The sequence below is a fragment of the Nesterenkonia sphaerica genome (genome assembly GCF_005771565.1).
Classification (GTDB): Bacteria; Actinomycetota; Actinomycetes; order Actinomycetales; family Micrococcaceae; genus Nesterenkonia; species Nesterenkonia sphaerica.
On the sequence record NZ_VAWA01000003.1, the window covers coordinates 59,468 to 85,911 of the forward strand.

General features: G+C 67.3%; 22 protein-coding genes and 1 riboswitch. Of the genes, 5 read left to right on the forward strand and 17 right to left on the reverse strand.

Features of this window, described 5'->3' with window-relative positions; genetic code table 11:
- Nucleotides 1-197: 197 nt before the first annotated feature.
- Nucleotides 198-1,241, forward strand: coding sequence for an NAD(P)-dependent alcohol dehydrogenase (locus FEF27_RS03190; RefSeq protein WP_138169397.1), 1,044 nt, complete (start codon nucleotides 198-200; stop codon nucleotides 1,239-1,241).
- 49 nt (nucleotides 1,242-1,290) lie between these two features.
- Here the strand turns inward: FEF27_RS03190 and FEF27_RS03195 are convergent, their stop codons facing one another.
- The 7 genes from FEF27_RS03195 to FEF27_RS03225 form a co-directional block, all read right to left on the reverse strand.
- Nucleotides 1,291-2,961: a sensor histidine kinase gene (locus tag FEF27_RS03195; protein WP_166429894.1), complete on the reverse strand. Its 1,671-nt coding sequence runs from the start codon at nucleotides 2,959-2,961 to the stop codon at nucleotides 1,291-1,293.
- Between the two features lie 133 nt (nucleotides 2,962-3,094).
- The gene (locus FEF27_RS03200; RefSeq protein WP_138169399.1) at nucleotides 3,095-6,538 is read right to left on the reverse strand and encodes a pyruvate carboxylase; all 3,444 of its coding nucleotides are present in this window, start codon (nucleotides 6,536-6,538) and stop codon (nucleotides 3,095-3,097) included.
- 102 nt (nucleotides 6,539-6,640) lie between these two features.
- Nucleotides 6,641-7,963 (reverse strand): deoxyguanosinetriphosphate triphosphohydrolase, encoded by a 1,323-nt coding sequence (locus FEF27_RS03205; protein ID WP_138169400.1) that lies wholly within the window; start codon nucleotides 7,961-7,963, stop codon nucleotides 6,641-6,643.
- A 10-nt stretch (nucleotides 7,964-7,973) separates the two neighbouring features.
- Nucleotides 7,974-9,164 carry a tRNA dihydrouridine synthase DusB gene (gene dusB, locus FEF27_RS03210; protein ID WP_138169401.1) on the reverse strand — a complete coding sequence of 397 codons (1,191 nt, stop codon included), beginning with the start codon at nucleotides 9,162-9,164 and terminating at the stop codon, nucleotides 7,974-7,976.
- Nucleotides 9,165-9,327: 163 nt separating this feature from the next.
- Nucleotides 9,328-10,278 carry a GNAT family N-acetyltransferase gene (locus FEF27_RS03215; protein ID WP_138169402.1) on the reverse strand — a complete coding sequence of 317 codons (951 nt, stop codon included), beginning with the start codon at nucleotides 10,276-10,278 and terminating at the stop codon, nucleotides 9,328-9,330.
- 171 nt (nucleotides 10,279-10,449) lie between these two features.
- Nucleotides 10,450-11,832, reverse strand: coding sequence for a glycine--tRNA ligase (locus tag FEF27_RS03220; RefSeq protein ID WP_138169403.1), 1,383 nt, complete (start codon nucleotides 11,830-11,832; stop codon nucleotides 10,450-10,452).
- 112 nt (nucleotides 11,833-11,944) lie between these two features.
- On the reverse strand, nucleotides 11,945-12,937 hold the full coding sequence (locus FEF27_RS03225; RefSeq protein WP_138169404.1) for a DMT family transporter: 993 nt from the start codon (nucleotides 12,935-12,937) through the stop codon (nucleotides 11,945-11,947).
- A gap of 40 nt (nucleotides 12,938-12,977) precedes the next feature.
- Here FEF27_RS03225 and FEF27_RS03230 point away from each other — a divergent pair, with 40 nt between their 5' ends.
- A complete protein-coding gene (locus FEF27_RS03230; RefSeq protein ID WP_138169405.1) occupies nucleotides 12,978-13,223 on the forward strand; it encodes an RNA-binding S4 domain-containing protein in 246 nt (81 codons plus the stop codon).
- On the opposite strand, the gene FEF27_RS03235 is transcribed toward FEF27_RS03230, so the two are convergent.
- The 4 genes from FEF27_RS03235 to FEF27_RS03250 are packed head-to-tail and all read right to left on the reverse strand — an operon-like array spanning nucleotide 13,201 to nucleotide 16,159.
- Nucleotides 13,201-13,881: an alpha/beta hydrolase gene (locus FEF27_RS03235; protein WP_138169406.1), complete on the reverse strand. Its 681-nt coding sequence runs from the start codon at nucleotides 13,879-13,881 to the stop codon at nucleotides 13,201-13,203. The two genes, FEF27_RS03230 and FEF27_RS03235, sit on opposite strands and share 23 nt — an antisense overlap.
- 9 nt (nucleotides 13,882-13,890) lie before the next feature.
- The gene (locus tag FEF27_RS03240) at nucleotides 13,891-14,328 is read right to left on the reverse strand and encodes a molybdenum cofactor biosynthesis protein MoaE (protein WP_243729000.1); all 438 of its coding nucleotides are present in this window, start codon (nucleotides 14,326-14,328) and stop codon (nucleotides 13,891-13,893) included.
- Entirely contained in the window at nucleotides 14,328-14,822 is a 495-nt protein-coding gene (gene moaC / locus FEF27_RS03245; RefSeq protein WP_138169407.1) for a cyclic pyranopterin monophosphate synthase MoaC, read from the reverse strand. Before moaC ends, FEF27_RS03240 begins: the two co-directional genes overlap by 1 nt.
- Nucleotides 14,819-16,159, reverse strand: coding sequence for a molybdopterin molybdotransferase MoeA (locus FEF27_RS03250; RefSeq protein WP_138169408.1), 1,341 nt, complete (start codon nucleotides 16,157-16,159; stop codon nucleotides 14,819-14,821). Before FEF27_RS03250 ends, moaC begins: the two co-directional genes overlap by 4 nt.
- On the opposite strand from FEF27_RS03250, the gene moaA reads away from it, so the two are divergent.
- Nucleotides 16,158-17,258: a GTP 3',8-cyclase MoaA gene (gene moaA / locus FEF27_RS03255; RefSeq protein WP_138169409.1), complete on the forward strand. Its 1,101-nt coding sequence runs from the start codon at nucleotides 16,158-16,160 to the stop codon at nucleotides 17,256-17,258. The genes FEF27_RS03250 and moaA overlap by 2 nt on opposite strands.
- Before the next feature lies 1 nt (nucleotide 17,259).
- Nucleotides 17,260-17,568: a MoaD/ThiS family protein gene (locus tag FEF27_RS03260; protein ID WP_138169410.1), complete on the forward strand. Its 309-nt coding sequence runs from the start codon at nucleotides 17,260-17,262 to the stop codon at nucleotides 17,566-17,568.
- A 4-nt stretch (nucleotides 17,569-17,572) separates the two neighbouring features.
- On the opposite strand, the gene FEF27_RS03265 is transcribed toward FEF27_RS03260, so the two are convergent.
- The 6 genes from FEF27_RS03265 to FEF27_RS03290 all read right to left on the reverse strand — a co-directional run bounded on the left by FEF27_RS03265 (nucleotide 17,573) and on the right by FEF27_RS03290 (nucleotide 24,817).
- A complete protein-coding gene (locus tag FEF27_RS03265; protein WP_243729001.1) occupies nucleotides 17,573-18,865 on the reverse strand; it encodes an amidase family protein in 1,293 nt (430 codons plus the stop codon).
- A 10-nt stretch (nucleotides 18,866-18,875) separates the two neighbouring features.
- Nucleotides 18,876-19,997, reverse strand: coding sequence for a homoserine O-acetyltransferase MetX (gene metX, locus FEF27_RS03270; RefSeq protein ID WP_208009661.1), 1,122 nt, complete (start codon nucleotides 19,995-19,997; stop codon nucleotides 18,876-18,878).
- A gap of 133 nt (nucleotides 19,998-20,130) precedes the next feature.
- A complete protein-coding gene (locus FEF27_RS03275) occupies nucleotides 20,131-21,450 on the reverse strand; it encodes an O-acetylhomoserine aminocarboxypropyltransferase/cysteine synthase family protein (protein WP_138169411.1) in 1,320 nt (439 codons plus the stop codon).
- Between the two features lie 46 nt (nucleotides 21,451-21,496).
- A riboswitch (SAM riboswitch) is annotated at nucleotides 21,497-21,613 on the reverse strand.
- A gap of 302 nt (nucleotides 21,614-21,915) precedes the next feature.
- Nucleotides 21,916-22,821: a tRNA glutamyl-Q(34) synthetase GluQRS gene (gene gluQRS / locus FEF27_RS03280; RefSeq protein ID WP_138169412.1), complete on the reverse strand. Its 906-nt coding sequence runs from the start codon at nucleotides 22,819-22,821 to the stop codon at nucleotides 21,916-21,918.
- A 14-nt stretch (nucleotides 22,822-22,835) separates the two neighbouring features.
- The gene (locus FEF27_RS03285) at nucleotides 22,836-23,633 is read right to left on the reverse strand and encodes an SDR family NAD(P)-dependent oxidoreductase (RefSeq protein ID WP_138169413.1); all 798 of its coding nucleotides are present in this window, start codon (nucleotides 23,631-23,633) and stop codon (nucleotides 22,836-22,838) included.
- Nucleotides 23,630-24,817, reverse strand: a complete 1,188-nt coding sequence (locus FEF27_RS03290; RefSeq protein ID WP_138169414.1) for an acetyl-CoA C-acyltransferase — start codon at nucleotides 24,815-24,817, stop codon at nucleotides 23,630-23,632. The genes FEF27_RS03285 and FEF27_RS03290 overlap by 4 nt, the downstream gene beginning before the upstream one ends.
- A 102-nt stretch (nucleotides 24,818-24,919) precedes the next feature.
- Here FEF27_RS03290 and FEF27_RS03295 point away from each other — a divergent pair, with 102 nt between their 5' ends.
- Entirely contained in the window at nucleotides 24,920-26,416 is a 1,497-nt protein-coding gene (locus FEF27_RS03295; protein WP_138169415.1) for a CoA-acylating methylmalonate-semialdehyde dehydrogenase, read from the forward strand.
- Nucleotides 26,417-26,444: the final 28 nt, after the last annotated feature.

Below are 26,444 nucleotides of genomic sequence, written 5' to 3' on the forward strand. Positions count from 1 at the left end.
GCAGCCCTCAGCCGTGCTGACTTCATTGTGGTGGGCGAAATACTGTGTCCAGTAGGGCCATTGGTCCTACCGGAGATCCATCGACGTCGGTCCCCGCACTCTTGGGGGCCCGGAAGTTCCGTCATCCGAACTCTGGGACCAATGGCCCTTTACCGATGAGGTTTCTTCGAGAAGAGTGGGACCAGGGAGGTCTACTGATGAAAGCACTTCAGTATGTGACTATCGGCCAGCCGCCAGAGGTGCGTGAGGTGCCGACGCCGGCACCTGGCCCCGGTGAGGTCTTATTACGCGTGACCGCTGCAGGAGCTTGTCATTCCGACAGTTTCGTCATGAGTCTGACTGACGATCAATACTCGGCGTTTGGATATCCCCTGCCCATGACGCTTGGCCATGAGGCCGTAGGAGTGGTCCAGGAGCTGGGCCCCGGCGTCTCGGAGGTCAGCGTCGGTGACCCCGTGGCTGTATACGGCCCTCAGGGATGTGGACGCTGCCACAGCTGTGCGCAGGGCAGTGAGAATTACTGTCCGTTCGCCCCGGGGATGTCGATCCGTCCTCCAGGACTCGGCAAAGACGGAGCGATGGCCGAGTACATGATTGTGGAGTCTCCTCGGTTACTGGTTCCGCTGGGGGAGCTCGATCCGGTGGCCACAGTGGCCCTGACCGATGCGGGGTTGACACCCTACCACGCGATCAAGGGCTCGCTGGACGTCCTGGTCCCCGGCAGTGTGGCAGTGGTCATAGGCGTAGGGGGCCTGGGGCATATGGCCGTGCAGCTTCTTCGCACATTGACCGCGGCGACTGTGGTTGCCCTGGACATCACTGAAGCCAAGCTCGACTTTGCCCGACAGGTCGGCGCCCATTACGCGTTCCTCGCTACCGCTGACGCGGCGGCCACGATCGCTGCGAACGTGAAATCGGGGCCAGCGGCGGCGGTTTTCGATTTTGTCACCAACGAAGCCGCGCTGAATATTGCTCGTGCCGTCAGCGGTCCCCGCACGGACCTGGTTCTGGTGGGCGCCGGCTCGGTGCAGACCACAGTGGGGCTCCTTGGCCAGCCGTTCGGCTCGCGCCTGCGCGCACCCTACTGGGGATCCAGACCCGAGCTCATCGAGGTCCTGGAGCTGGCTCGGGCCGGCCAGGTCCGGGTGGAGACTGAATCCTTCACTTTGAATCAGGGGCCGGAAGCTTACCGGAAACTGCACGACGGAGAGCTGCGCGGCCGGGCAGTGGTGATCCCCTGAGTGCACCCTTGTGTGTCAGGCGCAATGTCACAAGAAACGCGCCCCTAGGTCATTCACTCATGCCGGTGGAGACAGGAGCGTACCAGCGAGCGCAGGTGCCGCCGGAAGGACCGGTTTGAAGCGAAAAGGTACCGCCATAGGCAGCAGCGCGTTCGCTCAGGTTGGCTGTACCACTGGGACGGCCCGGCGGGGCAGAGAGCCCAACGCCGTCGTCGCTCACTGTGACAGTAACGTCTGCGGAGGTGGCGGCCACTGCCACTTCAACATCGTCAGCCTCCGCATGACGGGAGACATTGACCAAGGATTCCCGAATGGCCGCAATGACGTCTTCGATGAGTTGACCTGTGACGATGAGATCGATGGGCCCGCTCAATGCCACCCTAGGAGCCGTGGGGAACTGAGAACCATGCTCAGTGACGACGTCGAGAATGCGCTGACGGGCCCCCTGGGATGGGCCTCGGGTCTGAAGCGTAAATATTGCCGTTCGAATATCGGCAATGGCGGCGTCGATGGCCCCGATGTGCTCCTCCAAGATCTCGGCGTGCGAAGGGATCGTGCTCGCCAGAGCCTGCAACCCCAGGCCTGTGCTGAACAACCGTTGAATGACGTGGTCGTGCAGGTCCCGAGCGGTGCGGGCACGATCCTCCATGAGCTCCAATCGCTGCTGTCCTGCCCGAGCCTGTGCGAGGGCGACAGCAATACCCGCCTCGACGGCAAACTCGGACACCATGGTGAGGTCACCCGACACGAAACGAGAACTCTCCTCCCCGCGCGTGAGGCCGAGCGCCCCCACAGTTCTTCCTGAGACGGTGAGGGGCACTGCGAGGGTCGAACCGCGTTGGTCCTTGGCGCCCAGCGGAGGTGGTGGGTCGGTCCCGGGGGCTGAGATTCCGCGTTCTCCATCAATCGCGCGGGTGACGACGGAATCTGTGCGCGGAATGGTCATGCCGTGGAGCCGCTCCTCTCCCTCACCGCGGACAGCCGCGATGCGCAGTCTTGTGTCGTCGGGGATTGGCGTGACGAGGTAGGCACGGTCCGCTCCGGTGAGGGCTGCTGCGTTCTCAACAAGGACGGTGAAGGCATCGCTCTGTACGGACTCCAAGAGGCCGGCGGTGGTATTGCTCAAGGCGGCGCTGATGCGTTGGGCGCGACGCGCCTGATCATAGAGGCGAGCGTTAGTGATGGCAGTGGCTGCGGTGGCCGCGAGCGCCGTGGCAAGGTCTTCATCATCGTCTGTGAAGGGTCCGTTCGCACGGTCGGTGAGATACAGGTGTCCGTACGCCTGTCCGCCGACCTTGATGGGTACGCCGAGGAATGTGCGCATCGGCGGGTGATGCTCGGGGAAGCCCACTGATCTGGAATCCGCCGACAGGTCGTTCAGCCTCATGGGACCGGAGCTTTCGATCACGGCACCAAGAATTCCGCGACCTCGAGGCAGGTCACCGATCCGGTCGACGACGTCCTGCGGCATGCCGACGTGTATGAACCGTTCGAGACGTCCTTCGGAGTCAATCACTCCGAGCGCGCCGTATCTGGCGTCCACCAGGGTTACTGCCGATTCCGCGATTCTGCGCAGGAGTTTCTCGAGGTCGAGTTCTCCGGTCACCAGCTGGCTTGCGCTGAGCAAACCGCGTAGGCCGCGGGGTTCGGTGAGGAAACGGTGACGGCGAGCTTCGGCGGCACGCGACCCATCGCTTGCCGTCCCCACGTCGGAATTCACCGGACGAGGATGGCGAGCATCCATACGATTTACCACCTCGCCGTCGACTACAACGCTGCCATCACCGGTAGAGCCCTACGAAAAATTGTAGAGTCGGCTGAATCGTCGGGGAAGCCCCGCCTCCGGTGGGCCTCTACTCCAGCACCAGTATCAGGTCTCCTCCGTCAACTTGCTGCAGGCCGTTGACCGCCAAGCGCGCCACCGTGCCGGCGGCCGGGGCGGTGATGCCGGACTCCATCTTCATCGCCTCGATGCTTGCGACGGTCTGTCCAGCCTCGACCGCATCGCCCTCTGCGACTTGGACCGAGACCGCGCCGGCGAACGGGGCTGCCACATGAGCGGGGTTCTTGGGATCAGCCTTTTCCGCGGCGGCCACCTTCGACTCCACCGACTCGTCCCGGACCATGACCTGGCGTGCCTGCCCGTTGAGGGTACACATCACCGTGCGCATGCCCTTCTCGTCCGGCTCCGAGATGGTCTGCAGGGTCACCAGCAGGCGCACCCCCTTGCCGAGGGAGATCACATGCTCATGACCCGGGGTCATCCCGTAGAGGTAGTCGCGGGTATGCAGGACATGAATGTCCCCGTACTTCTCCCGGGAAGCGGCAAAGTCACTGGTCGGCCCCGGGAAGAGCAGCCGGTTCAGTGCTGCGCGCCGGGTGGCCGAATCAGTCTCCAGCGCGGCGGCGTCGTCGTCCGATAACTCTTCGGCAAGGGGCTTCACCGTGCGGCCTTCAAGTGCCTTGGTACGGAACGGCTCCGGCCAGCCTCCTGGCGGGTCGCCCAGCTGACCGGCCAGGAACTGAATGACCGAATCGGGCAGGTCGTAGTCGCGGGGGCTGCGCTCGAACTCCGCCGGGTCAGCGCCCAGGCCCACCAGCTGCAGGGCCAGGTCCCCGACCACCTTCGAGCTCGGGGTCACCTTCACCAGCCTGCCGAGCATCTTGTCCGCGGCGTAGTACATGTCCTCGATCTGCTCAAACCGCTCCCCCAGGCCCAGGGCGATCGCCTGCTGCCGCAGGTTGGACAGCTGCCCGCCGGGGATCTCATGGCGGTAGACCCGTCCGGTGGGCCCGGGCAGGCCGGACTCGAACGGCGCGTAGATACCGCGCACCGCTTCCCAGTACGGCTCCAGGGAGGCCACCGCCTCCAATCCCAGCCCGGTGTCGCGTTCGGTGTTCTCCAGCGCCGCCACCAGCGCTGAGGCCGGGGGCTGGGAGGTGGTCGAGGCCATCGACGCGGTGGCCACGTCCACCGCATCCACACCCGCCTCCGCCGCGGCGAGCAGCGTCGCCAGCTGACCTCCTGCGGTGTCATGGGTGTGCAGGTGGACCGGGAGGTCGAACTCCCGGCGCAGCGCGGTGACCAGGGTCTTCGCCGCCTGCGGCCGCAGCAGGCCCGCCATGTCCTTGATCGCCAGGATATGCGCGCCGGCGTCGACCATTCGCTGCGCCAGCTGCAGGTAGTAGTCCAGGGTGTACAGACTCTCCTGCGGGTCAGCGAGGTTGCCGGTGTAGCACAGCGCGGCCTCGGCGACGGCGGTGCCGGTGGAGCGCACTGCCTCAATGGCGGGGATGACCTGATCGACGTCGTTGAGCGCGTCGAAGATGCGGAAGATGTCCACCCCGGTGGCGGCGGCCTCCTGCACGAAGGCCTCGGTGACCTTCAGCGGGTAGGGGGTGTAGCCGACGGTGTTGCGGCCGCGCAGCAGCATCTGCAGGGGGATGTTCGGCATCTCCTCGCGCAACCAGGCCAGCCGGTCCCAGGGGTCTTCGGAGAGGAAGCGGAGGGCGACGTCGTAGGTGGCCCCGCCCCAGACCTCAGCGGAGAACAGTCCGGGAGTCACGTGCGCTACCGCCGGCGCTGCGGCCAGGAGGTCACGGGTGCGCACGCGGGTGGCCAACAGTGACTGATGCGCATCACGGAAGGTGGTGTCGGTGACCGCCAATGCCTGGGTCTCGCGCAGCTTCCGCGCGAAGGCCTCCGGCCCCTGAGCCAGCAGGAGATCTCGCCAGCCCGGCGGTTTCGGCTGCTCGGAGGGACCGTCGAAGGGTGAGCGGTCCGGTTCGTCGCGTTTGTCCCCGGGGAACTTCGGCAGTTTGTCCCTCGGGTCCAGGCCCTGCACCCGCGGCCCGTGCGGTTGGTTGACCGTGATGTCAGAGAGGTACTGCAGCGCCTTCGAGCCCCGGTCCTGGGACCGGTTGGCGGTGGCCAGCTCAGGGTGCTTGTCGATGAAGTCCGTGGCGGTGTCGCCGGCGAGGAATTCCTCGGAGCTGAGCACATTGAGCAGGAAGGGGATGTTGGTGGCGACTCCCCGGATCCGGAACTCGGCCAGAGCCCGGCGGGACCGGGAGACCGCGGTGAGGTAGTCCCGCCCTCGGCTGGTCAGCTTCACCAGCATGGAGTCGAAGTGCGGGCTGATCTCCGCACCGGCATAGGCAGTGCCGCCATCGAGCCGGATCCCGGAACCTCCGGCGGAGCGGTACGCGGTGATGGTGCCGACATCGGGCCGGAAGCCGTTGGCCGGGTCCTCGGTGGTGATCCGGCACTGCAGCGCTGAGCCGCGCACTCGCAGGTTCTCCTGCCGAATCCCGAGATCCTCCAGCGTTTCGCCAGCCGCGATGCGTATTTGGGAGGCCACGAGGTCCACATCAGTGATCTCCTCGGTGACCGTGTGCTCGACCTGGATGCGTGGGTTCATCTCAATGAACACATGCTGCCCCGCGCGTTCTCCGACGGTCTCCAGCAGGAACTCCACAGTGCCCGCGTTGCGGTAGTTCATGGCCTTTGCGAACGCCACGGCATCGCGGTGCAGGGCCTGTCGGATCTCCTCATCGAGGTTGGGAGCCGGGGCGATCTCCACCACTTTCTGGTGCCGGCGCTGCAGCGAGCAGTCCCGTTCGAACAGGTGGACGATATTGCCCTGCGCATCAGCCAACACCTGCACTTCGATGTGCCGGGGCCGGGCCACCGCCATTTCGATGAACACGGTGGGGTTGCCGAAGGCGGTGTCCGCCTCATGCATTGCAGACTTCAGTGCGTCGGTGAGGTCCTCGCGGCGCTCGACGCGGCGCATCCCGCGGCCGCCGCCGCCAGCGACGGCTTTGACGAAGACGGGGAAGCCGATCCGTTCAGCCTCTGCGGTGAGCTGGTCAATATCCTTGGAGGGCTCGGAGCTGTCGAGTACCGGGATGCCGGCGGACTTGGCTGCACGCAGTGCCCGCACTTTGTCTCCGGTGGACTCCAGCACATCAGCCGGCGGTCCGACGAAGGTGATTCCGGCCTGCTCTGCCGCGCGAGCCAGCTCAGGGTTCTCGGAGAGGAACCCGTAGCCGGGGTAGATGGCCTCCGCGCCAGCATGCTGAGCCACCCGGATGATCTCGTCGACGTCCAAGTAGGCGCGCACGGGGTGTCCCTCATTGCCGATGCGATACGACTCATCGGCTTTTTGCCGGTGCAGGGAATTGCGGTCCTCGTGCGGGTACACCGCGACAGTGCGAGCGCCGAGCTCCACACCAGCGCGCAGCGCGCGGATGGCGATCTCCCCGCGATTGGCGACCAGGATCTTTGAAAACATCAAGCAGGCCTTCCGAGTATGCGTTCATTGCCGCCACCCCATTGTGGCAACCGCACCTAGACTACCCTGGCATCGCGCGACGCCGGCCACAACAAGTCAGGCTCAGGCGAAGAGCGCGTTGGTGACCGGCTGTCCCTTGACCAAGGTGGCGTACCACTCCAGACAGGCCCCGTCAGTGAGCGAGGCGATCTGATCGATGATGGCACGGTGTCTGCCGGCGTCGTCGGCCGCTGCACGAAAGTCCGCCTGGAAGGGCGGCTCCAGGAACCGGTCTCCGGTTTCCATCAGCAGCCCGTGGAGGGCTTGAAGCACCTCGGTCTGCCTGGTGTACACAGGTAGCTGCTCCCGGGAGGCCATGATGTAATGCGCGGCGATACCTTTCATCACCCCGATCTCCTCCAGGGTGTGATCGGGGATCACCAGGTCAGCCTCATGCCGCACCAGCGGCTTGTCTCCGTGTGCGGTGCGGGTGGCTGACCAGAACTCGTGGCAGAACCGTCCGATGAGCTCGGAGGTCATGTTCTTCAGCGCCGCGAGTGCGCGCCGAGAGCCGTCAGACTCCCGCACCCAGTGATCGTTGGCCTCCAGTCTGGAGATGGCGGCGTCGACCTGGTCCTCCGGGGTGTCTGCGAGGTACCACTCCTGCACGGTCTGGATGACCCGGGCCCGCTGGACGCTGTCCTGGAGAAACTTCAGCTGGAAGCGGCCGTTGACGATGCCGTCTTCGACATCGTGCACCGAGTAGGCGATGTCGTCTGCGGCGTCCATCACCTGCGCCTCCATACACTTACGCGTCCCGGCGACCCCGGCGCGCATCCAGGTGAAGACGTCCAGATCATCCTCGTAGGCGCCGAACTTCGGGCTGCGGGTGCCCTCGGCGGTCAGCGGTGCCTGGTGCGCCCGCCACGGGTACTTCACTGCCGCGTCCAGGCTGGCGCGGGTGAGGTTCAGCCCGGCTGAGCGTCCGTCGGGGTGGAAGCGTTTGGTCTCCAGGCGGCACAGCACCCTTAAGGTCTGGGCATTGCCCTCGAACCCGCCGATGTCCCCGGCGAGCCTGTTGAGCACCTTCTCGCCGTGGTGGCCGAACGGGGGGTGGCCCAAGTCGTGGGAGAGGCAGGCGGCGTCGACGACATCCGGGTCGCAGCCCAGCATGCGCCCCAGTTCGCGGCCCACCTGGGCGACCTCCAGGGAGTGGGTCAGCCGGGTGCGGGAGAAGTCGTCGCTGCTGGGTGAGACCACCTGGGTCTTGGCGCCCAGCCGGCGCAGGGCTGAGGAGTGCAGCAGGCGAGCGCGGTCACGTTCAAAGCTGGAGCGGTAGACCGATTTGCCGTGCTCGGGAACCCAGCGGTCCTCATCGACCTCGGTGTACCCGGGGGCGAGCGCCGAATACTTCCCCTCGATCCGCTCTACGTTCCGCACGCTCATGAGCTCAACCCTATCCCCCGGAGATGTCCACCTCGGCAGCCTGGATCATCTCCTGCTGGTCCGCGTTGAGCTCCTGAGAGGCCAGCCAGTCCTGCGGGAGGTGGACTTTCTTGGGTGATCCGGCGCGGCCGCGCGGGCCTTCGGCGGCCTGGCCCGGGTAGCCCAGGCTCTGGTCGAGCTGGCCCAGCAGGTCCTGCAGCTGCTGCAGCGACTCCACGGTGACCAGCTGGGTGCGCAGCGCGGAGCCCACCGGGTAGCCCTTGAAGTACCAGGCCACATGCTTCCGGATGTCCTGCATGGCTTTGCGCTCGTCGCCGTCGAAGTAGGGGATCAGCATCTGGGCGTGGTGCAGCAGGGTCCGGCAGACCATCTCCACGCCGGGACGGTAGCGGTCCTCGCGGCCCTCGAAGGCTGCCTGCAGGTCACCGAACAACCATGGCCGGCCCTGGCAGCCACGGCCGACGACGACGCCGTCGACCCCGGTCTGTTCCACCATCCGGACAGCATCCTCGGCGCTCCAGATGTCTCCGTTGCCGAGCACCGGCAGGTCCGGCAGGGTGTCGCGCAGATCCTTGATCGCGTCCCAGTCCGCCTGACCGGAGTAGTGCTGGCGTGCGGTGCGGCCGTGCAGAGCCACCGCAGCCACACCGGAATCGCGGGCGACGCGGCCCGCTTCGCGGTAGGTGAGATGGTCGTCGTCGACCCCTTTGCGCATTTTGACGGTGACCGGGATGTTGGCCCGCGAGGCCTCGCGTACGGCGGTGGCGACGATGGACTCGAACAGCCGGATCTTCCACGGCAGGGCTGAGCCGCCGCCTTTGCGGGTGACTTTGGGAACCGGGCAGCCGAAGTTGAGGTCGATGTGGTCGGCCCGGTCCTCTTCGACCAGCATGCGCACCGCATGCCCGGTGGTGACCGGGTCCACGGAGTAGAGCTGGACGGAGCGAGGCACCTCATCGGGCTCGTGCTTGATGATGCGCAGCGATTCCGGCCGGCGTTCGACCAGAGCGCGGGCGGTCACCATCTCATTGACGTAGAGTCCGCCGCCGTACTCCCGGCAGAGCCGGCGGAAGGCGGTGTTGGTGATGCCGGCCATCGGGGCCAGCACCACCGGCGTGTCCACGGTGATCGGTCCCAGTTGCAGCGCCGGCAGCAGGGCCTGGCGCGGGGAGTTGCTCAGCGTCTCTGTCACGTTCTCCATTGTCCGTATCTGGTCAAGCCGCCGCGCTGTTTCGCCTGCTCCGCAGGTTATGCCCCGCGGTGGAGGCGAAACAGTGCGGAGGTTTGCGCTGTGGCGAGGGTCGAGTCTGCACCGGCACGCGGGGGGCGGCGCGCCGCGGTCGCGGGACCGGTCACCCGTCAGCTCAGCTGGCGTCGCGAGCGTAGATCAGGGCTTCGAAGTCGATCTCGGCGTCGTCGTCAGCTGCGAGTTCATCGGTGATCCGCTTCAGCGGCACCATGGAGTCGTCGACCTCCACGGAGACCGGGAAGCGCGCGGCCACCAGTCCCAGCAGCTGCCGGACTGCGTGCTCCGCCCGCTCCGGACCCAACTGCGGGTCCCAACCGAGCAGCACATCAGCCGGGTCCTCGGTGCGTTCGGGTGTGTAGCTGACCGCGAAGGCCAGGATGGGTTTGTGGTGCTCATCGGCGGTGGAGCGGAGCACTACCGCTCCGGTGGCTCCGGCTTCCGGGGCCAGGAGCATCTGCTGAGCCCGGCCCAGGGTCATCTCCGCGCGGTCCCATCCGTGCACGGCGTTGTAGAAGTCGGTCACCAACTGGGTCAGCTCCACCGAGCCGGTGGCAATCTCCTCCAGGTCGATGGGCAGATTCTCCACATCCGGCACCGGCAGGCTCCCAGGCTGGACGATCACCTCCCGGGAGTGCTGGACCTTGGTGAACCCGTTGTCCTTCAGGAAGCACTGGGCGGCCGAGCCCTTGGCGCACCGAGCTTTGAGGCTCTGCACCTCACAGTTGGGGATCTCCGCCTCGAGGATCTGCAGCAGCTGCACCGCAATGCCCCGGCGCCGATATTCGGGCGCGACCTCGGCGTAGAAGGAGAGCCGGTCCGGGTGCAGCGCCGAGCGGAAGATGGTGGCCGCGGCCAGGGGGATGCCGTTGTCTTCGGCCACAATGCAGCGCGACCAGGGCTCATTGGAAGAGGGCCGGAGCAGGCTGCGGTCGCGGTGGTGCATGGGGTTCTCGGGATCGCCCCACACTTCCAGGAGCTTGAGGTCATCTCCTTCGGCCCACGGCCGCACGGTGAGGCCCGAGTCGAGAGTCAGAGTGGGCAGGCCCGAAGGCTCGTTCGGAAACATCGCCAGCTAGCGTAGACCCGTTTCAGCGCCTGCGCAACGCGCTGCTGGCGCGCCCCCGAGGCGGAGACAGGTCTGGCCAGGCCGCGCCACGCCGGCTCCCAGTGCACACCTGACCAGTCCACACCTGGCCCGTCCACATCTGGCAGGCCACGCCTGCCAGGCCGCACCACATCAGGCCATCAGCTTGTCGACCAGGAAGCGCTGGACCTGATCCAGCGCCACCCGCTCCTGCGTCATGGCGTCCCGGTCCCGGATGGTAACCGCCTGGTCTTCGAGGGTGTCGAAGTCCACGGTGATGCAGAAGGGGGTGCCGATCTCGTCCTGGCGGCGGTACCGGCGGCCGATGGCCCCGGCGTCGTCGTAGTCGATGTTCCAGTTCCGGCGCAGGGTCTCCGCCAGCCGGTGGGCAGGCTCGGCCAGCTCAGGCTTCTTCGACAGCGGAAGCACTGCCGCCTTCACCGGCGCCAGCTTGGGGTGCAGCTTCAGCACCGTACGGACATCGGTGCCGCCCTTGGTGTTCGGGGCCTCGTCCTCGGTGTAGGCATCCACCAGGAAGGCCATCATGGACCGGGTCAGGCCAAAACTGGGTTCGATCACGTAGGGGACGTAGCGCTCCCCGCTTGCCTGGTCGAAGTAGCTGAGCTCCTTGCCGGAGTTTTTGATGTGGGTGCCCAGGTCATAGTCGGTGCGGTTGGCGATGCCCATCAGCTCGCCCCACTCCGAGCCGTGGAAGCCGAACCGGTACTCCAGGTCAATGGTGCTGGCCGAGTAGTGGGCACGCTCGCCGTCGGGGACGTCGAACCGGCGCAGATTCTCCGGGTTCAGGCCCAGGTCGGTGAACCAGGCTTCGCAGGCCTCCACCCACTTGTCGAACCACTCGCCGGCATCCTGCGGCGCCACGAAGTACTCTATCTCCATCTGTTCGAACTCGCGGGTGCGGAAGATGAAGTTCCCGGGCGTGATCTCGTTGCGGAAGGCTTTGCCGATCTGCCCGATGCCGAACGGTGGTTTCCGGCGGGCGGAGGTGACCACATTGGCGAAGTTGACGAAGATCCCCTGGGCGGTCTCCGGGCGCAGGTAGTGCAGGCCCTCCTGGTTGTCCACCGGACCCAGATAGGTCTTCATCAGACCGGAGAACTGCTGCGGCTCGGTCCACTTCCCGGGCTGGCCGGTCTCCGGGTCGCGGATGTCCGCCAGACCGTTCTCCGGGGGCCGGCCGTGCTTGGCCTCGTATGCCTCAATGAGGTGATCGGCCCGGTAGCGCCGGTGGGTGTGCAGCGACTCGACCAGGGGGTCGGTGAAGGTCTCCACATGCCCGGAGGCCTCCCATACCGCGGCCGGAAGAATGATCGCGGAGTCCAGGCCCACCATGTCCCCGCGTCCGCGCACGAACGTCTGCCACCATTCGGCCTTGATGTTCTCCTTCAGCTCCGTGCCCAGCGGACCGTAGTCCCAGGCGGAGCGGGAGCCGCCGTAGATCTCTCCCGACTGGAAGACAAAACCGCGGCGCTTGGCCAGATTGGTGACTTTGTCGAGCGTGGACTCTTTGGCCATGGTGGGGAGGAACTCCTCTTGGTTGAACTGTGGCCTCAGGCATCTGAGGGGCGCGTGGTCAGGACGACGCAGGCCAGCTTACCGGGGATGACGGCTGCAAGGGGTCCAGGGGTCATTTGCCGCGGCCGCGCATCAGATCCGGCAGTGCAGCGACGACGACGGCCACCAGAGTCATCACCGTGCCCAGCACTGTGGCCACAGTCACCACTGACCCGGGGGCGGGCACCACCACGTCCAGCAGCAGGGACCCCAGCAGCTGCCCGGCGATCATGCCCATGGCGGCCACCAGCACCCCGACCTGGGTGACCAGCAGGGCGCCGACGGCGATGAACACGATCCCCAGCGGCCCGCCGATGTAGTACCACCACGCGGTGGGCAGCTGTCCGGGGACTCCGCCGGCGACGATCAGCTTTCCGACCCAGACCAGCAGCAGCAGCGCTGATCCTGCACCGAAGTTGAAGAAGGTTGCCGGAATGGGGCTGCGGTAGGCAGCCGACTGCCGGCCGTTGAGCGCTTGCTGCCCCGCGTTGAGGAAGCCTCCGGAGAACGGCAGAATCACCAGCAGCAGCCAGATCAGCTCCCGGTCCGACCCGGCCAGCTGCGGGGAGACCGCCCAGGTCACCGCGACCACGGTCAGGATGGCGCCCACAAAGCGCAGGGGGCTGATGCGTCTGCGTCCGGTGGGCCCCAGCCCCACCCGGTCCCACACCAGACCGCCCACGGTCTGCCCGGTAACCACCGCCACGGTGAACACCGCCACGCCGATCATCCCGATGGTCAGGGTCTGCGTGAGCACGAAGTACCCGCCGACGCAGCCGGCCAGTAAGTACCACCATTTCACCGCCCCGCTGCGGATGGCCGGGCGTACCCGGGCCATGGTGCGCCGCCCGGCCGGCGTGAGGAAAGCGATGACGTAGATCACCACGAAGCCGATGGCGAAGCTCAGCAGCGCCGCAAGGTAGGGGTCACCGGTCTCGGCCGCCAGTGCAGCGTTGACCCGGCCCTGACCTGGGATGGCCATACCGGCCAGGATCATCACCCCCAGCAGGCCCGCCAAGACCAGCGGGGAGCGTGCCGGCGGGGTGGAGGAGCGCTCAGAGGACATGGCACTAAGCGTAGACCGGGCTGCGTGGAAGGATGGAACTATGAGCGAAACGATTGATGTGCCGATCCGCGAGGGCGCGATCCGGCTGGGCCAGCTGCTGAAGCTGGCGGGCGTGGTCGACACCGGAGTGATCGCCCGGGAGGTGATCGCCGAGGGCCTGGTGCGGGTCGACGGCGAGTTGGAGACCCGCCGTGGTGCGCAGATCCGGCCCGGCCAGCGGGTGCAGTTCTCCGGCGAGGAGTACGGCCTGCCGGAGGCTGTGCTCAATGTGACCGCTGCGGACTGACGCGGCGGCCGAGCACCGCCATGCGCAGGAACTCTCCCACATGGGAGATCTCCTGGGGGACGACGCCGTGGCCGGCACCGGCGTAGAGCACCTTGGTCAGGTCCACTGTTGAGTTGGCCCACCGGTGGGTGTACTCCACCATGTCCTCGGGGATGATGGGGTCAGCTTGGTCCCGGCCCCAGAAGAAGGGAATGTGACGGGCACGGAGGGCCTCGTCGTCGAAGAAGCCCTCGATCCCCTCCCCACGCTGCGGGTCCACCGCAAAGCCGGAGAGGCCCACCACGGCCTGGAAGGCCTCAGGCCTGCTCCGCAGCAGGCTGGTGGCGATCGCCATACCCATGGAGAAGCCGATGAGCGTCACCGAGCTGTGCTGCCCACGGACCGAGTCGATCCATTCCCAGAGGTCGTCCACCGCCTGGCGCGCCGCAGCCGAAGAGTACGCCAGCCGCTCCACATCCAAGTCGAACCAGGTGTAGGCGCTGAATCCCATGGAGACCTGGGCGCGGACGGAGGCGTAGGTGAACTCACTGGGAAGTCCCGGCACCATGCCGAGCAGATCTTGTTCGTTGGCCCCGTGGCCGTGCAGCAGCACCGCCAGCGGGGTGCCCTCCCGTTGAGTCTCCGGACGCGTCCATTCCACTGTGTAGTCACCAGTCATAGGGACATCCTACGTAGCGATTCCTACCCAGTCCTTGCTGCCGTCGGTGTAGTGCTGCTCCTTCCAGATAGGCACCTGCGCCTTGATGGTCTCCACCAGGTCCGCACAGGCGGCAAACGCTTCAGCCCGGTGCGCGGAGGCGCAGGCGGCCACCAACGCATGGTCACCGATCTGCAGCGGTCCAATCCGGTGACTGGCCCACACCCGGACCCCGGGATGCTTGTCGGTGATGAGCTGACAGACCTGCCCCAGCGTCTGCTCGGCGGTGGGGTGAGCGCTGTAGTTCAGCGCCGCCACCGACCTGCCGCCGTCGTGGTCGCGCACAATGCCGGAGAACACGACGACGCCGCCGCACTCCGGCGACCACACCTCCGCCTCGGCCCGCGCGGGACTCAGCGGCTGTGCGGAGACTTCGGCGTGCACCGTGCTCATCAGGCGCTTGCTCATCAGGCGCGGCTCCATTCACCGGAGGCGCCACCTGATTTGCTGAGCACTTTGGTCTCGGCGATGACTGCGGAGCGGTCCACTGCTTTGATCATGTCGTAGAGGGTCAGTGCAGCCACCGACGCTGCGGTGAGGGCTTCCATCTCCACTCCGGTGGGGCCGGTGGTCTTGACTTCTGAGGTGATGCGCACGCTTCCGTGTGCGGGTGCATCGAGCTCGAGGTCCACAGTGACCTTGGCCACCGGAAGCGGATGGCACAGGGGCACCAGCTCGGGGGTCTTCTTGGCTGCCATGATGCCGGCGATCCGGGCGGTGCCCAGCGCGTCACCCTTGGCCAGGCCGTGCTGTGCCAGCAGCTGGGTCACCTCTCCGGTGGTCTGCACGGTGGAGACTGCGCGTGCGGTGCGCGCGGTGGACGGCTTGGCGGAAACGTCCACCATCTGCGCGCTGCCGTCGGGCTGCACGTGGGTCAGCTGCGGGGGCACAGACTCGGTCATAGCAGAATCGCCTCTCGTCGGGTCCCCGCAGGGACGTCAGTGTCGTCTTCGCGCAGCTCAAGCAGGGCCTGCGCGCGGGCGAGGTGACCCAGCAGGTGGGAGCTGGGTCCGCCGACGGGCAGGGCGGTGGGAGTGCCGTCGTCGCCGGTGCTCAACTCTACGCGGCGGAACTGACGAGTTCCCGCTGGGGAGCTCAGCGGCTCCCCCACCGTGGTCCAGATTCGCCGCTGCGGGGGACAGCCGGGGTCCAGGCTGGCCAGCGCGGGCCGCAGCAGGGTCTCCAAACTCACCGCACAGCTGACCGGGTTCCCGGGAAGCGCCACCATCGCCGCAGGACCTGCGCTCCCGAGAAGCAGACCCCAGCCCTGCGGGCCGCCAGGCTGTTGGGCGACCGCGCCGAAGCGGACTCCCTGCGCAGACAGCGCCTGGCGTACCACCTCGAAAGCCCCGGCGCTGATACCCCCGGCGGTGATGACCAGGTGGGGGCGGTGCCGGGCCAACAGGTCCTGAAACGCGGACTGAAATTCGTCCGGCTCGTCTGAGGCGACGGTCGCCGTGTGGACGGTGTGGCCGAACCCGTGGCACACCGCAGCCACCAGCGGTGTGTTGGCGTCATAGAGCTCCCCGGTACGCAGCGGGTCGCCGGGCTGGCGCAGCTCCTGGCCGGTGGCCACCACCAGCGTGCGCACCCGCTCGACCACCTCTACCTGGGAGATCCCACAGGCTGCCAACAACCCCAGTGCGGCAGGGGTCAGCACCTGCTGCTCGCGCAGGAGGGTCTCCCCGGCGGCGACATCCGAGCCTCGCTGGCGGATGAACCGCCCGGCGTGCACCTGCTCAGCGGCAGTCTCAGTGAAGTGCACCGACACCTCGTCGCCGCACCTGAGGGCGTTAAGCACCGCGAAGCCCTCAGTGGTCTGCTCCACCGGGATCACGGCCTCAGCCCCAGCAGGGATCGGCGCGCCAGTCATCACCGCCATGCACTGACCCGCCGGCAGTTCGCCAGCGGCAGCACCGGCGGGGGCCACTCCGCCCAGCGGGAGCGAGAAGGGCCTTGCCGCCTCCGGGACATCAGTGAGGCGCACCGCGAAGCCGTCCATCTGAGAGTTGTCGAACCCGGGCAGCGCCACGGGCGCGGTGACTGCTGCGGCGCTGACTCGTCCTGCAGCGCACCCCTGCGAGTGCGCACCCTGAGGTACCTGCGGGTGCAGCTGAAGCGTCTCTGACCTGCGGTTTGCCAGGGCTGGGCCCAGAATTTCGCGCAGCCGGGCAATATGCACCTCGAGGCTGACGCGCTCAGCGGCTGATGAGGTCGAGGACGTAGACTGGTCAGCCATGAGTCCCAGGGTAGCGCTCCCGACCCCCACCGCGGCCCGTGGTGCCGCGCCCGAAGGTGGTGACCCGGCGGCAGGTCTGCTTGACCGGTTCGGCCGGCGGGCCACCGACCTCCGACTCTCCCTGATCGATAAGTGCAATCTGCGCTGCACCTACTGCATGCCGGCGCAGGGCCTGCCGTGGCTTGCCAAAGAACGGCTGCTCAGTGCCGAGGAGATCCGTCGGCTAGTGCGCATCGGGGTCGAGCAGTTGGGGATCCGTGAACTCAGGCTCACCGGTGGTGAGCCGTTGGTGCGCAAGGATCTGGAAGAGGTCATCGCCGGCATCAGGGACGATCACCCGCAGCTGCCCATCGGGCTGACCACCAATGCGATCGGGCTGGAGCGCCGGGCGGAGGGCCTGCGGCGTGCCGGGCTGACCCGGGTCAACATCTCGCTGGACTCGGTGCACCGCGAGACCTTCGCTCAGCTGACGCGGCGTGATTCGCTGGACGCGGTGCTCACCGGGGTGGCGGCTGCGGCGGAGGCGGGCCTGACTCCGCTGAAGGTCAACGCGGTGCTGGTCCGCGGGGTCAACGACCACCAGGCTCCCGAGCTGTTGCGCTGGGCGCTGGAGGCGGGGTATGAGCTGCGTTTCATTGAGCAGATGCCGCTGGAGGCAGACCGCACCTGGGAGCGGGAGGCTACCGTAACCGCCGCGGAGACACGCCGCCTGCTGGGCGAACAGTTCCGGCTGCGGCCCTCCGCCGAGGAACGCGGCGGAGCCCCGGCAGAACGGTTCACGGTCTGGGACAAGCGCGACGCCGCCACCGCCGAGGCTCGGGGCACCGTGGGGATCATCGCCAGTGTGACCGAGCCGTTCTGCGCCGCCTGCACTCGCACCCGGATCACCGCAGAGGGCCGAGTGATGAGTTGCCTGTTCTCCCGCACAGAAGTGGACCTGATGGACCTGCTGCGTTCCGGCGCTGATGATCTGGCCGTGGCCCAGCGCTGGGCGGACGCCATGTGGGCCAAACCGGCCGCGCACGGCACCGACCGTCCGGGGTTCGACCTCCCCGGGTTCGAACGACCGGACCGTTCAATGTCCGCAATAGGAGGCTGAGATGGGTGAGGTGACCGTGCGGCTCTACGCCGCAGCTGCCGAGGCTGCCGGAACCCATCAGCTAGGCCTGCAGCTGCCCCACGACCCGGCCCCGTTGCAGCAGCTGATCACACAGCTGCAGAAGACCGTCCCGGCAGCGTCTGACTCAGCGACCAGCTCCTCGACGGCAGCTTCCGGCACGAGCCCCAGCCTGCAGCGGGTCTGTGACCAGTCCAGCTTCCTGATCAACGGCACCCGGGCCGCGGTGGACACCGGCCAGGTGCGCGCCGGCGACGTCGTTGACGTGCTGCCACCCTTTGCCGGCGGGTGAGGTCTTAGGCCAGCTGTGCGGCGTACGCGATGAGCGCTTTGTCGCTGCCGGAGGGGCCCATCAGGCTCAGCCCGGTGGGCAGGCCGTCGTCGGTGAGGGTCGGCACGTTGACCACCGGCAGCCCGGCCAGGGAGCCCAGCATGGTCAGCAGCAGATGCCGCTGGCGCAAGCTGTCAGCACCGTCGGCGGATTCCAGAAGCGGGGCCACTGTGGCCGCTGAGGGAAGTGCGAGCACTCCGTCTCCCACCCACCCACGGATGGTTTCGCGGATGCTGGAGTGCCGGGTGCGGGCCGCCGCTTCATCCTCGTCGGTGTAGTCGCGGGCCGCGCGGAAGCGGGCGCCGACCTCGGGGGTCATCGCCTCCCAGTGCGCGCTAACCCACTGGCCGTGGTTCGCCCAAGCCTCCCGGGACAGGATGGTGGAAAAGACTCCTCTCCACTCCTGGAGCTCCTGCTGGCCGGGGCACTGAATGGCCACGCTTCCTCCTGCGCCGGCTTCCAGCTGAGTCAGCAGGCGGCGGCAGGCTGCGGCGACGTCGTCATCGGCCAGGGAGAACAGGTCCGGTAGGACGCGCAGCTCCCCCAGGGGGCGGTCAGCCTCCCATGCCACCGGGCCCTTCGGGACGGCCGGGATGGACCCGGTGCCCATTCCACCCAGGGCCGAGGGGGCGGTCGGAGCGACCTTCTTGGGAGCTGGGATGACCGCCTGGGCCACTCGAGACAGCAGTTCTGGTGTGCGGGTGAACCAGCCGACAGTATCGAAGCTCTGCGCCAGCGGCTGCACCCCGGTGGTGGGGATCAGGCCCAGCGTGGTGCGGATCCCCCACAAGCCCTGGTAGGCCGCCGGAACGCGAACAGAGCCGCTGGTGTCAGTGCCCAGCCCAACAGTCGCCTCGCCCAGCGCTACGGCGGAGGCCGAACCGTTGGAGGACCCGCCGGAGATTCGGCCCGGGGCTGCAGGATTCGGCGGCGTCCCGTAGTGGGCGTTGGTGCCGGACATGGACCAGGCGAATTCGTCCGCCTGGGTGATGCCCGTGAGGTCCGCCCCGGCGGTGATGAGCGCCTGAACGGCCGCCGCATGGCGGGGCTGCGCCGGCTGCTGGGCCAGACGCAGCGGGTTGCCGGCCCCGATCGGCTCCCCGGCGACAGCAAACACATCTTTGACGGCCACGGACTCCCCGCGCAGCGGCCCGCGGGGCGAGCCCGGCACCAGAGGAGTCTCTTTGGTGCGCCAGACGGAGGTGGCGATCGTGTCGGTGGGGTTCATGGGCTGAGGCTCCTGAAGGGTTTCGGTCACGGGTTTCACCTTATAGGCCCAGCGTGGCGCGCATGGGATCGCCCAACTGCTCGGCGGAGGTGAGGAAGCCATCGTGGCCGATGTGCGAGGTGATGGTGTGCACGACGTGCTCACCGGGGATCAGGTCCGCGATCTGTTGGGACTGCTCGGGGAAGTACAGCCGGTCAGTGTCCACTGCGGCGAGGAACGGCGTGGCGGTGACCCGGCCCAATGCGGCTTCCACTCCCCCGCGGCCGCGGCCGACGTCGTGGCTGATCAGCGCCTCGGCCAGGGTGATGTAGGCATTGGGGTCGAACCGCTGGGAAAGTTTCGCAGCCTGGTGGTCCAGATAGGACTCCACCTGGTAGCGGCCGGTGCGCGGCCGCGGCTGAGCAAGCTGGGCGCCGCCGAAGGGGTCTTCCTCGCCCTGGGCCGCACGGCCGAAGCGCAGCTGCAGCTCAGCTTCAGTCCGGTATGTCACATGCGCAATGCGCCGGGCTATCCCCAGTCCGGTCTGCGGCGACTTCCCTGCGTAGTAGTCACCACCGTTGAAGTGGGGGTCGTTGCGGATGGCCAGCACCTGGGCCTGGCCGAAGGCGATCTGTTCGGCTGTCGAGGCGGCACCGCAGGCGAAGACCGCGAACCCTCGGACGAACTCGGGATAGCTCACCGCCCACTCCAGTGCACGCGCGCCGCCCATGGAGCCGCCGATGACCGTGTGCAGGGTGGTGACCCCCAGGGCGTCCAGCAGACGCTTCTCCAGATGGACGGCGTCACGCACCGTGACGAAAGGGAATCTGGCACCCCAGGGGACTCCTTCGGGGTCCAGCGAGCTCGCACCCGTTGAGCCGTAGCACCCGCCGACCATCGCCGGAGCGATCACGAACCACTTCTCGGTGTCGATCGGCCGTCCCGGGCCCAGCAGGCCCTCCCACCAGCCGGCGCTCGGGTCTGCCGCAGAGGAGGCCACATGTGTGTCACCGGTGAGCGCGTGCGCGACCAGCACCGCGTTGTCACCGGCTTCGTTGAGTTCTCCCCATGTCTCGTAGGCGAGGGTGACCGCCGGGAGGTAACCTCCGGTTTCAAAGGTGAAGCTGCCGGCGTCGTGCGTTTTCAGCACCCCGTCAGGCCGCGTCCCGTAGTCATTCTCCACGCCGTCATTCTCCACGTCCCGGACGTGGGACTCCCCCGCAGGCGCCGCACTGGGCGATGTGGGTGCATACGATTCAGCGGCGGCGGAACGTCCGTTGGAACTGGTGCTGATAGTGGTCACTGTGCTCTCTGCTTCATGCGGTCTTGGCCAAACCCTGCTCCAGGTCGGCGAGGATGTCGTCGATGTGCTCCAGCCCCACGGAGAGCCGCACCAGGCCGGGTTTGACGCCCGCGGCGCGTTGGTCGGCTTCGTTGAGCTGACGGTGTGTGGTGGAGGCGGGGTGGATGGCCAGGGAGCGCACGTCACCGACGTTCGCCACCAGGGAGTGCAGCTCCAATGCGTCCACCAGCGCCCGGCCGGCCTCAGCGCCGCCGTGGACGTCAAAGGACAGCACCGCGCCGACGCCCTGGGGCAGGTACTTCTTGCCGCGTTCGTAGCACGGGCTGGAGGGCAGGCCCGAGTAGAACACTCTGCGCACCGCTGGGTGTTCCTCCAGGTACTGGGCGACCCTCTCGGCGTTGGCCACGTGGCGCTCCACCCGCAGGCTCAGCGTCTCGAGCCCCAGATTGATCTCGAAGGCGTTGTGCGGTGAGAGCGCCGGGCCCATGTCGCGCAGCAGCTGGACCCGCGCCTTGAGGATGTAGGACATGTTCACCCCGAACAGGCCACCGGGTCCGAGGTCCCGGCCGAAGACCAGCCCGTGGTAGCTCTCATCCGGCTGGCTGAAGCCGGGAAAACGGTCCGGGTAGGAGCCGTAGTCGAAGTTGCCGGAGTCGACGATGACCCCGGCGATCGCCGTGCCGTGGCCGCCGAGGAACTTGGTTGCCGAGTGGACCACCACATCGGCTCCGAATTCGATCGGCCGCAGCAGGTAGGGGGTGGGCAGCGTGTTGTCGACGATCAGCGGAGCGCCGAACTCGCGGGCGATCTCTGTCACTGCGGCGAAGTCGAGCACGTCCCCGCGGGGATTGGCCACACTTTCGGCGAAGAAGGCCACGGTGTTGTCTCTGATTTCGGCCCGCCAGGACTCCGGGTCGTCGGGATCGGCCACAAAACTGACCTCGATGCCGAACTTGGGCAGCGTGTGCTTGAACAGGTTCTGGGTGCCGCCGTAGAGCGAGGGCGAGGCGACGATGTGGCTTCCGGACTGGGCGACGTTCAGCAGCGCCAGTGTGGTAGCGGCCTGGCCGGAGCCCACCGCGAGCGCGCCGACGCCGCCTTCCAGCGAGGCGATCTTGTTCTCCACAGCTTCCACGGTGGGATTGGTCAGCCGGGAGTAGATGGGGCCGAGCTCCTCGAGCCCGAACCGTTTGGCGGCGGCCTCCGTGCTGGGGAAGACGAAACTGGTGCTCTGCTGGATGGGCAGCGCCCGGGCCCCTGACCCTGGGTCGGGTTCCACTCCTGCGTGAATCTGCCGGGTTTCGAATCTCGGTGGGCTGTTGGTGTCTGTCACTGATGGAACTCCAAAGGTCGTCTAGACCTGCACTGGAGTCCAGTCAGGTCCGCGCTTGCCGGGCGGGGTGTTCCGTCCGGCCAGGTCCTCACCCGGGGCACCCCACCGCGAACTGGAGGGTTGCCGGCCACTAAACCGGGGTTTTGCAGTGGCACTCTTGACCTAGGTCATAAGTCTGCGGAAAGTCCCTGGGCGGCGCAAGTCGCCGCACAACATTCCGTCATATGGGACGCATCGGCATTCCGCGGCCCCTCAGGCCGGCCGCCGGCCCCGGCAGGTCCTCTCCCGCCCCCCCTTAGGCCTCTCCGGCCTCTCCGCGGCACACAGCGTCTCTGAATGTGGGGAATGGGGGCCGATTCAGCGGCAGTTTCCCACATCCAGAGACGCGCTCCGGGAGAAGAGCGGCGGAGAGCGGCGGACAGGGGCGGGTCAGGAGAGGTCTGGAGGTAGGACCGGCCACGGGGGTCAATCCGGATCCGGCGTCCGCCACGTCCACGGGGTGCGGGGCAGCCGGTCGGGGTCGAAGTGCTGCACCGCCTGATCCAGCGGCCCGGGCGGGAGCTGGAGCGAGGCCAACAGGGTGTCGCGCACCAGCTCCTGCGTCACACCCTGGTCCCGCAACTGCGCCAGAGTCACTGCGCCATCACGCTTGGCCAAGCGCCTCCCGGCCTGGTTGACCACCAGCGGAACATGCGCGTACTCCACCGCCGCGGCAGCGGCGTCCCCGTAGAGCAGACCGCGCAGATACTGCTGCCGGGGTGCAGAGTCTGCGAGGTCATCAGCCCGGACCACCTGGTCAACTCCGGTGAGCTGGTCGTCGACGACCACCGCCAGGTTGTACGCGGCAGCACCGTCATTGCGCACCAGCACGAAATCGTCCACCGGCGCGGAGACCGCACCCAACAGCCGGTCGTCAATAGTGCTGCGCGAGCCATCAGTGCGCAGCCGCAGCGCCCCGGGCCGCTGGGTTCGACGCCGCTTCCGCTGCTGCTCGCTCAACGAGCGGCAGGTGCCCGGGTAGGCCCCCGGTGGAGCGTGCGGCGCCCGGGTGGCCTCTTGGATCTCCCGCCTGCTGCAGTAGCACTCGTAGACGAGGCCGCGTGCGGCAAGGGTGGCGACGGCGTCGTCGTAGACAGCTTTGCGGTGCGACTGGAAGACCGGCTCGGCCTCGAAGGTGACCCCGAGGGCGTGCAAGTCGGCGCGCTGGCGCTGGGCGGATCCCTCCACAGTGCGCCCGGCGTCGAGATCCTCGTAACGCAGCAGCAGCGGCCTGCCGGAGGCCCGGGCGAACAGCCAGGCCAGCATTGCGGTGCGCAGGTTCCCCACGTGCAGGTCGCCGGACGGGCTGGGAGCGTATCGACCGGCAGGCATGAGCTACATGCTAGTCACTGGGGCTCCAGGCGGACCGCGCCGTCGAGCCGGATGGTCTCCCCGTTGAGCATGGGATTGGCGATGATCTGCATCACCAGCTGGGCGTAGTCCGCGGGTTGGCCGAGCCGGGGCGGGTGCAGCGTCTTGGCGCGCAGGGACTCCCGGGCCGCCTCCGGCAGACCAGCCATCATGGGAGTTTCGAACAGACCTGGGGCGATGGTGACCACCCGTACGGCATGCCGGGCGAGTTCGCGAGCGGCTGGGAGGGTGAGGGAAGCGACCGCGCCCTTGGACGCAGAGTAGGCGATCTGGCCGATCTGGCCGTCGAAAGCTGCCACGGAGGCAGTATTGACCAGCACACCCCGGTCTCCGTTGACGGGTTCATTGTGCTGCATGGCCGCTGCGGCGGCGGTCATGAGGTTCACGGTGCCGCCAGTGTTGATCGCCATCACCTTCATGAACTGTTCGGCCGGCAGGGTGCCGCGGCGTCCGAGCAATTTCCCGGGGGTGGCAACGCCGGCGCAGCTGACAGCCACGCGCAGCGGAGCCTTGGCCGTGGCCGTTGTCACCGCTTCGATGCTGGTATGCGGGTCGGTGACGTCGCCGGGGTGAAAGTGCGCGGCACCGCCGAGGGCGGCCACCGCCTCGGCACGGTCGGCGCTGCCGTCTGCATCCGGGAGGTCGACCACCACCACCTCAGCGCCCGCGCTGATCAGCGCCCGGGCGGTAGCGTAGCCGAGGCCAGAAGCCCCACCGGTGACGACTGCGCTGGAGGCGGAGAGGTCGAGGCCCGGGGCCCAGGCGTGGCTCATGAGTTCACGTGCAGAATCAGGGCGTCACCCTGTCCGCCGCCGCCGCAGAGTGCGGCCGCACCCGTGCCCCCGCCACGGCGTCCCAGTTCGAGGGCCAGGTGCAGCACCAGGCGCGCCCCGGACATGCCCACCGGGTGGCCCAGGGCGATCGCGCCGCCGTTGACATTGACCTTCTCCGCATTGATGCCGAGCTGGCGCACCGAAGCGGCCGAGACTGCGGCGAACGCCTCGTTGATCTCGATGAGATCCAAATCTTGGGCGGCCACACCGGCCTTGCTGCAGGCCGCTTCGATGGCGCGGGCCGGCTGCAGCTGCAGGCTGGAGTCGGGGCCTGCGACCATGCCGTGGGCACCGATCTCGGCAATCCACTCCAGGCCCAGCTCCTGGGCCTTCTGCTTGGACATGATCACCATGGCGCACGCCCCGTCGGAGATCTGGGAGGCGGACCCGGCGGTGAGCGTGCCCTCCCTGCTGAAGGCCGGGCGCAGCGCGCCGAGAGCCTCCGCTGTGACGTCTGGACGGACACCCTCATCGGTGTCGACCACCCGATCCGCGCCTTTGCGCTGCGGGATGCTGACCGGAACGATCTCCTCCGCGAAGATGCCCTGCTCAGCCGCAGCGGCGGCCCGGTGATGGGAGGCCGCGGCGATCTGGTCCTGCTCTTCACGGCTGACTTTGACCTCGTCGACGTTGCAGGACTCGGTCAGTGCGCCCATGGACTGCTGCGTGGCCTGATCGAAGAGAGCGTCGTGGCCCATGGAGTCCACGACGGTGGCGTCACCGTACTTGATGCCGGTGCGGGACTGCGGCAGCAGGTGCGGAGCCTGAGACATGGACTCCATTCCCCCGGCGATGAGCACCTCGCACTCTCCAGCACGGATCATCTGATCAGCGGTGGCCACCGCGTTGAGACCGGAGAGGCAGACCTTATTGATGGTGATGGACGGTACGGCAGCAGGAATCCCGGCCGCCAATGCAGCGGTGCGGGCGGGGTTCTGACCGGCACCGGCCTGGATGACCTGACCCATGATCACGTAATCGACCGCGTCGGCGCTGAGCCCGGCGCGTTCCAAGGCGCCCCGGATGGCGACGCCGCCCAACTGGGCTGCCGATCGGGAGGACAACCCGCCCAGCAGCTTTCCCATCGGGGTGCGTGCACCGGCAATGATCACTGATTCCGCCATGACACCTCACTGTGTGTAGCAATTAGTTGCACGTCCAACGACTCGAGCCTAGGCTAGCACATGAGAGTTAGATCACTTTCAGTGCGCGAAGGAGCCCCCAACATGCCCGACCTGTCCCATTTTATCCACGGCGAGCATGTCAGAGGCACCTCCGGCCGCTTCCGGGAAGTCTTCAACCCCGTACTTGGTGAAGTCTCTGCCCATGTGCCGCTGGCCACGAGCATTGAGGTCGGGCAGGCAGTGGACTCGGCGCAGGAGGCTTTTGCCGAATGGTCCGCTCTGAACCCGCAGCGGCGGGGACGCATCCTGCTGAAATGGGTCGATCTGATCCAGGCTCACCGCGACGAACTCGCCGAGACCCTTTCCAACGAGCACGGCAAGACTTTCGACGACGCCAAGGGTGACATTCAGCGCGGCGTCGAGGTCGTGGAGTTCGGTGCCGGCGCCCCGCATCTGCTCAAAGGCGAGTTCTCCCAGGATGTCGCCACCGGGGTCGATGTGCACAGTCTGCGGCAGCCGCTGGGCGTCGTTGCCGGGATCACCCCCTTCAACTTCCCGGCCATGATCCCACTGTGGAAGGCCGGTGTGGCGCTGGCCGCCGGGAACACCTTTGTCCTGAAACCCTCCGAACGCGACCCCTCCGTGCCACTGCGCCTGGCGGAATTGGCGCTGGAGGCCGGGATGCCTCCGGGGACACTGAACGTCATCAACGGAGACAAGGAGTCCGTCGACGCGCTCATCGCTGACCCCCGCGTCAAGGCCATCGGGTTCGTCGGCTCCACACCGATTGCACAGTCGCTCTACGCAGCAGCGGCCGCGCAGGGCAAGCGCGCCCAATGCTTCGGCGGCGCCAAGAACCACATGGTGATCATGCCCGATGCTGACTTGGACCAAGCCGCCGATGCCCTCATCGGGGCCGGCTTCGGCTCCGCCGGGGAACGGTGTATGGCCATCTCTGTCGCAGTACCGGTGGGCGAGGCCACGGCCGAGGCCCTGCGTGAGAAGCTCGTAGAACGCATCAGCACCCTCACTGTAGGGCCCTCGCTCGACCCAGGCAGCGACTTCGGACCTGTGGTCGGTGCCGATGCGAAGAAGCGGATCGAAGATTACATCAGCATCGGCGTGGAGGAAGGCGCAGAGCTGGTCACTGACGGCCGCGGCGTGGAAGTCGACGGCTATCCGGACGGATTCTGGGTCGGTGCCACACTTTTCGACCGCGTCACCCCGAAGATGCGGATCTACCGCGAGGAGATCTTCGGGCCGGTGCTGAGCATTGTGAGGGCTGCTGACTACGAGGAGGCGCTGCGGCTTCCCACGGAGCATGAATACGGCAACGGGGTCGCGATCTTCACCCGGGACGGCGACACCGCCCGGGACTTCACTGCCCGCGTTGAGGTGGGAATGGTGGGGGTCAATGTCCCGATTCCCGTACCCATCGCCTACTACACCTTCGGCGGGTGGAAGGGATCCGGGTTCGGGGACCTCAATCAGCACGGCACAGACGGGCTGAAGTTCTACACCAAGACTAAGACTGTGAGTACCCGCTGGCCGTCAGGGACCAAGGAAGGTGCCAGCTTCGTGATGCCGGAGGGCAGCTGAGCGTCCCGCCCCACCGGTACGGCCCCCT

Excerpts from the sequence above, each read along its gene's own strand:
- FEF27_RS03190 (WP_138169397.1), top strand. The coding sequence starts at position 198 with ATGAAAGCACTTCAGTATGTGACTATCGGCCAGCCGCCAGAGGTGCGT.
- FEF27_RS03200 (WP_138169399.1), bottom strand. The coding sequence starts at position 6,538 with ATGTTTTCAAAGATCCTGGTCGCCAATCGCGGGGAGATCGCCATCCGC.
- FEF27_RS03205 (WP_138169400.1), bottom strand. The coding sequence starts at position 7,963 with ATGAGCGTGCGGAACGTAGAGCGGATCGAGGGGAAGTATTCGGCGCTC.
- dusB (WP_138169401.1), bottom strand. The coding sequence starts at position 9,164 with ATGGAGAACGTGACAGAGACGCTGAGCAACTCCCCGCGCCAGGCCCTG.
- FEF27_RS03215 (WP_138169402.1), bottom strand. The coding sequence starts at position 10,278 with ATGTTTCCGAACGAGCCTTCGGGCCTGCCCACTCTGACTCTCGACTCG.
- FEF27_RS03220 (WP_138169403.1), bottom strand. The coding sequence starts at position 11,832 with ATGGCCAAAGAGTCCACGCTCGACAAAGTCACCAATCTGGCCAAGCGC.
- FEF27_RS03225 (WP_138169404.1), bottom strand. The coding sequence starts at position 12,937 with ATGTCCTCTGAGCGCTCCTCCACCCCGCCGGCACGCTCCCCGCTGGTC.
- FEF27_RS03230 (WP_138169405.1), top strand. The coding sequence starts at position 12,978 with ATGAGCGAAACGATTGATGTGCCGATCCGCGAGGGCGCGATCCGGCTG.
- FEF27_RS03235 (WP_138169406.1), bottom strand. The coding sequence starts at position 13,881 with ATGACTGGTGACTACACAGTGGAATGGACGCGTCCGGAGACTCAACGG.
- FEF27_RS03240 (WP_243729000.1), bottom strand. The coding sequence starts at position 14,328 with ATGAGCAAGCGCCTGATGAGCACGGTGCACGCCGAAGTCTCCGCACAG.
- moaC (WP_138169407.1), bottom strand. The coding sequence starts at position 14,822 with ATGACCGAGTCTGTGCCCCCGCAGCTGACCCACGTGCAGCCCGACGGC.
- moaA (WP_138169409.1), top strand. The coding sequence starts at position 16,158 with ATGAGTCCCAGGGTAGCGCTCCCGACCCCCACCGCGGCCCGTGGTGCC.
- FEF27_RS03250 (WP_138169408.1), bottom strand. The coding sequence starts at position 16,159 with ATGGCTGACCAGTCTACGTCCTCGACCTCATCAGCCGCTGAGCGCGTC.
- FEF27_RS03260 (WP_138169410.1), top strand. The coding sequence starts at position 17,260 with ATGGGTGAGGTGACCGTGCGGCTCTACGCCGCAGCTGCCGAGGCTGCC.
- gluQRS (WP_138169412.1), bottom strand. The coding sequence starts at position 22,821 with ATGCCTGCCGGTCGATACGCTCCCAGCCCGTCCGGCGACCTGCACGTG.
- FEF27_RS03285 (WP_138169413.1), bottom strand. The coding sequence starts at position 23,633 with ATGAGCCACGCCTGGGCCCCGGGCCTCGACCTCTCCGCCTCCAGCGCA.
- FEF27_RS03290 (WP_138169414.1), bottom strand. The coding sequence starts at position 24,817 with ATGGCGGAATCAGTGATCATTGCCGGTGCACGCACCCCGATGGGAAAG.
- FEF27_RS03295 (WP_138169415.1), top strand. The coding sequence starts at position 24,920 with ATGCCCGACCTGTCCCATTTTATCCACGGCGAGCATGTCAGAGGCACC.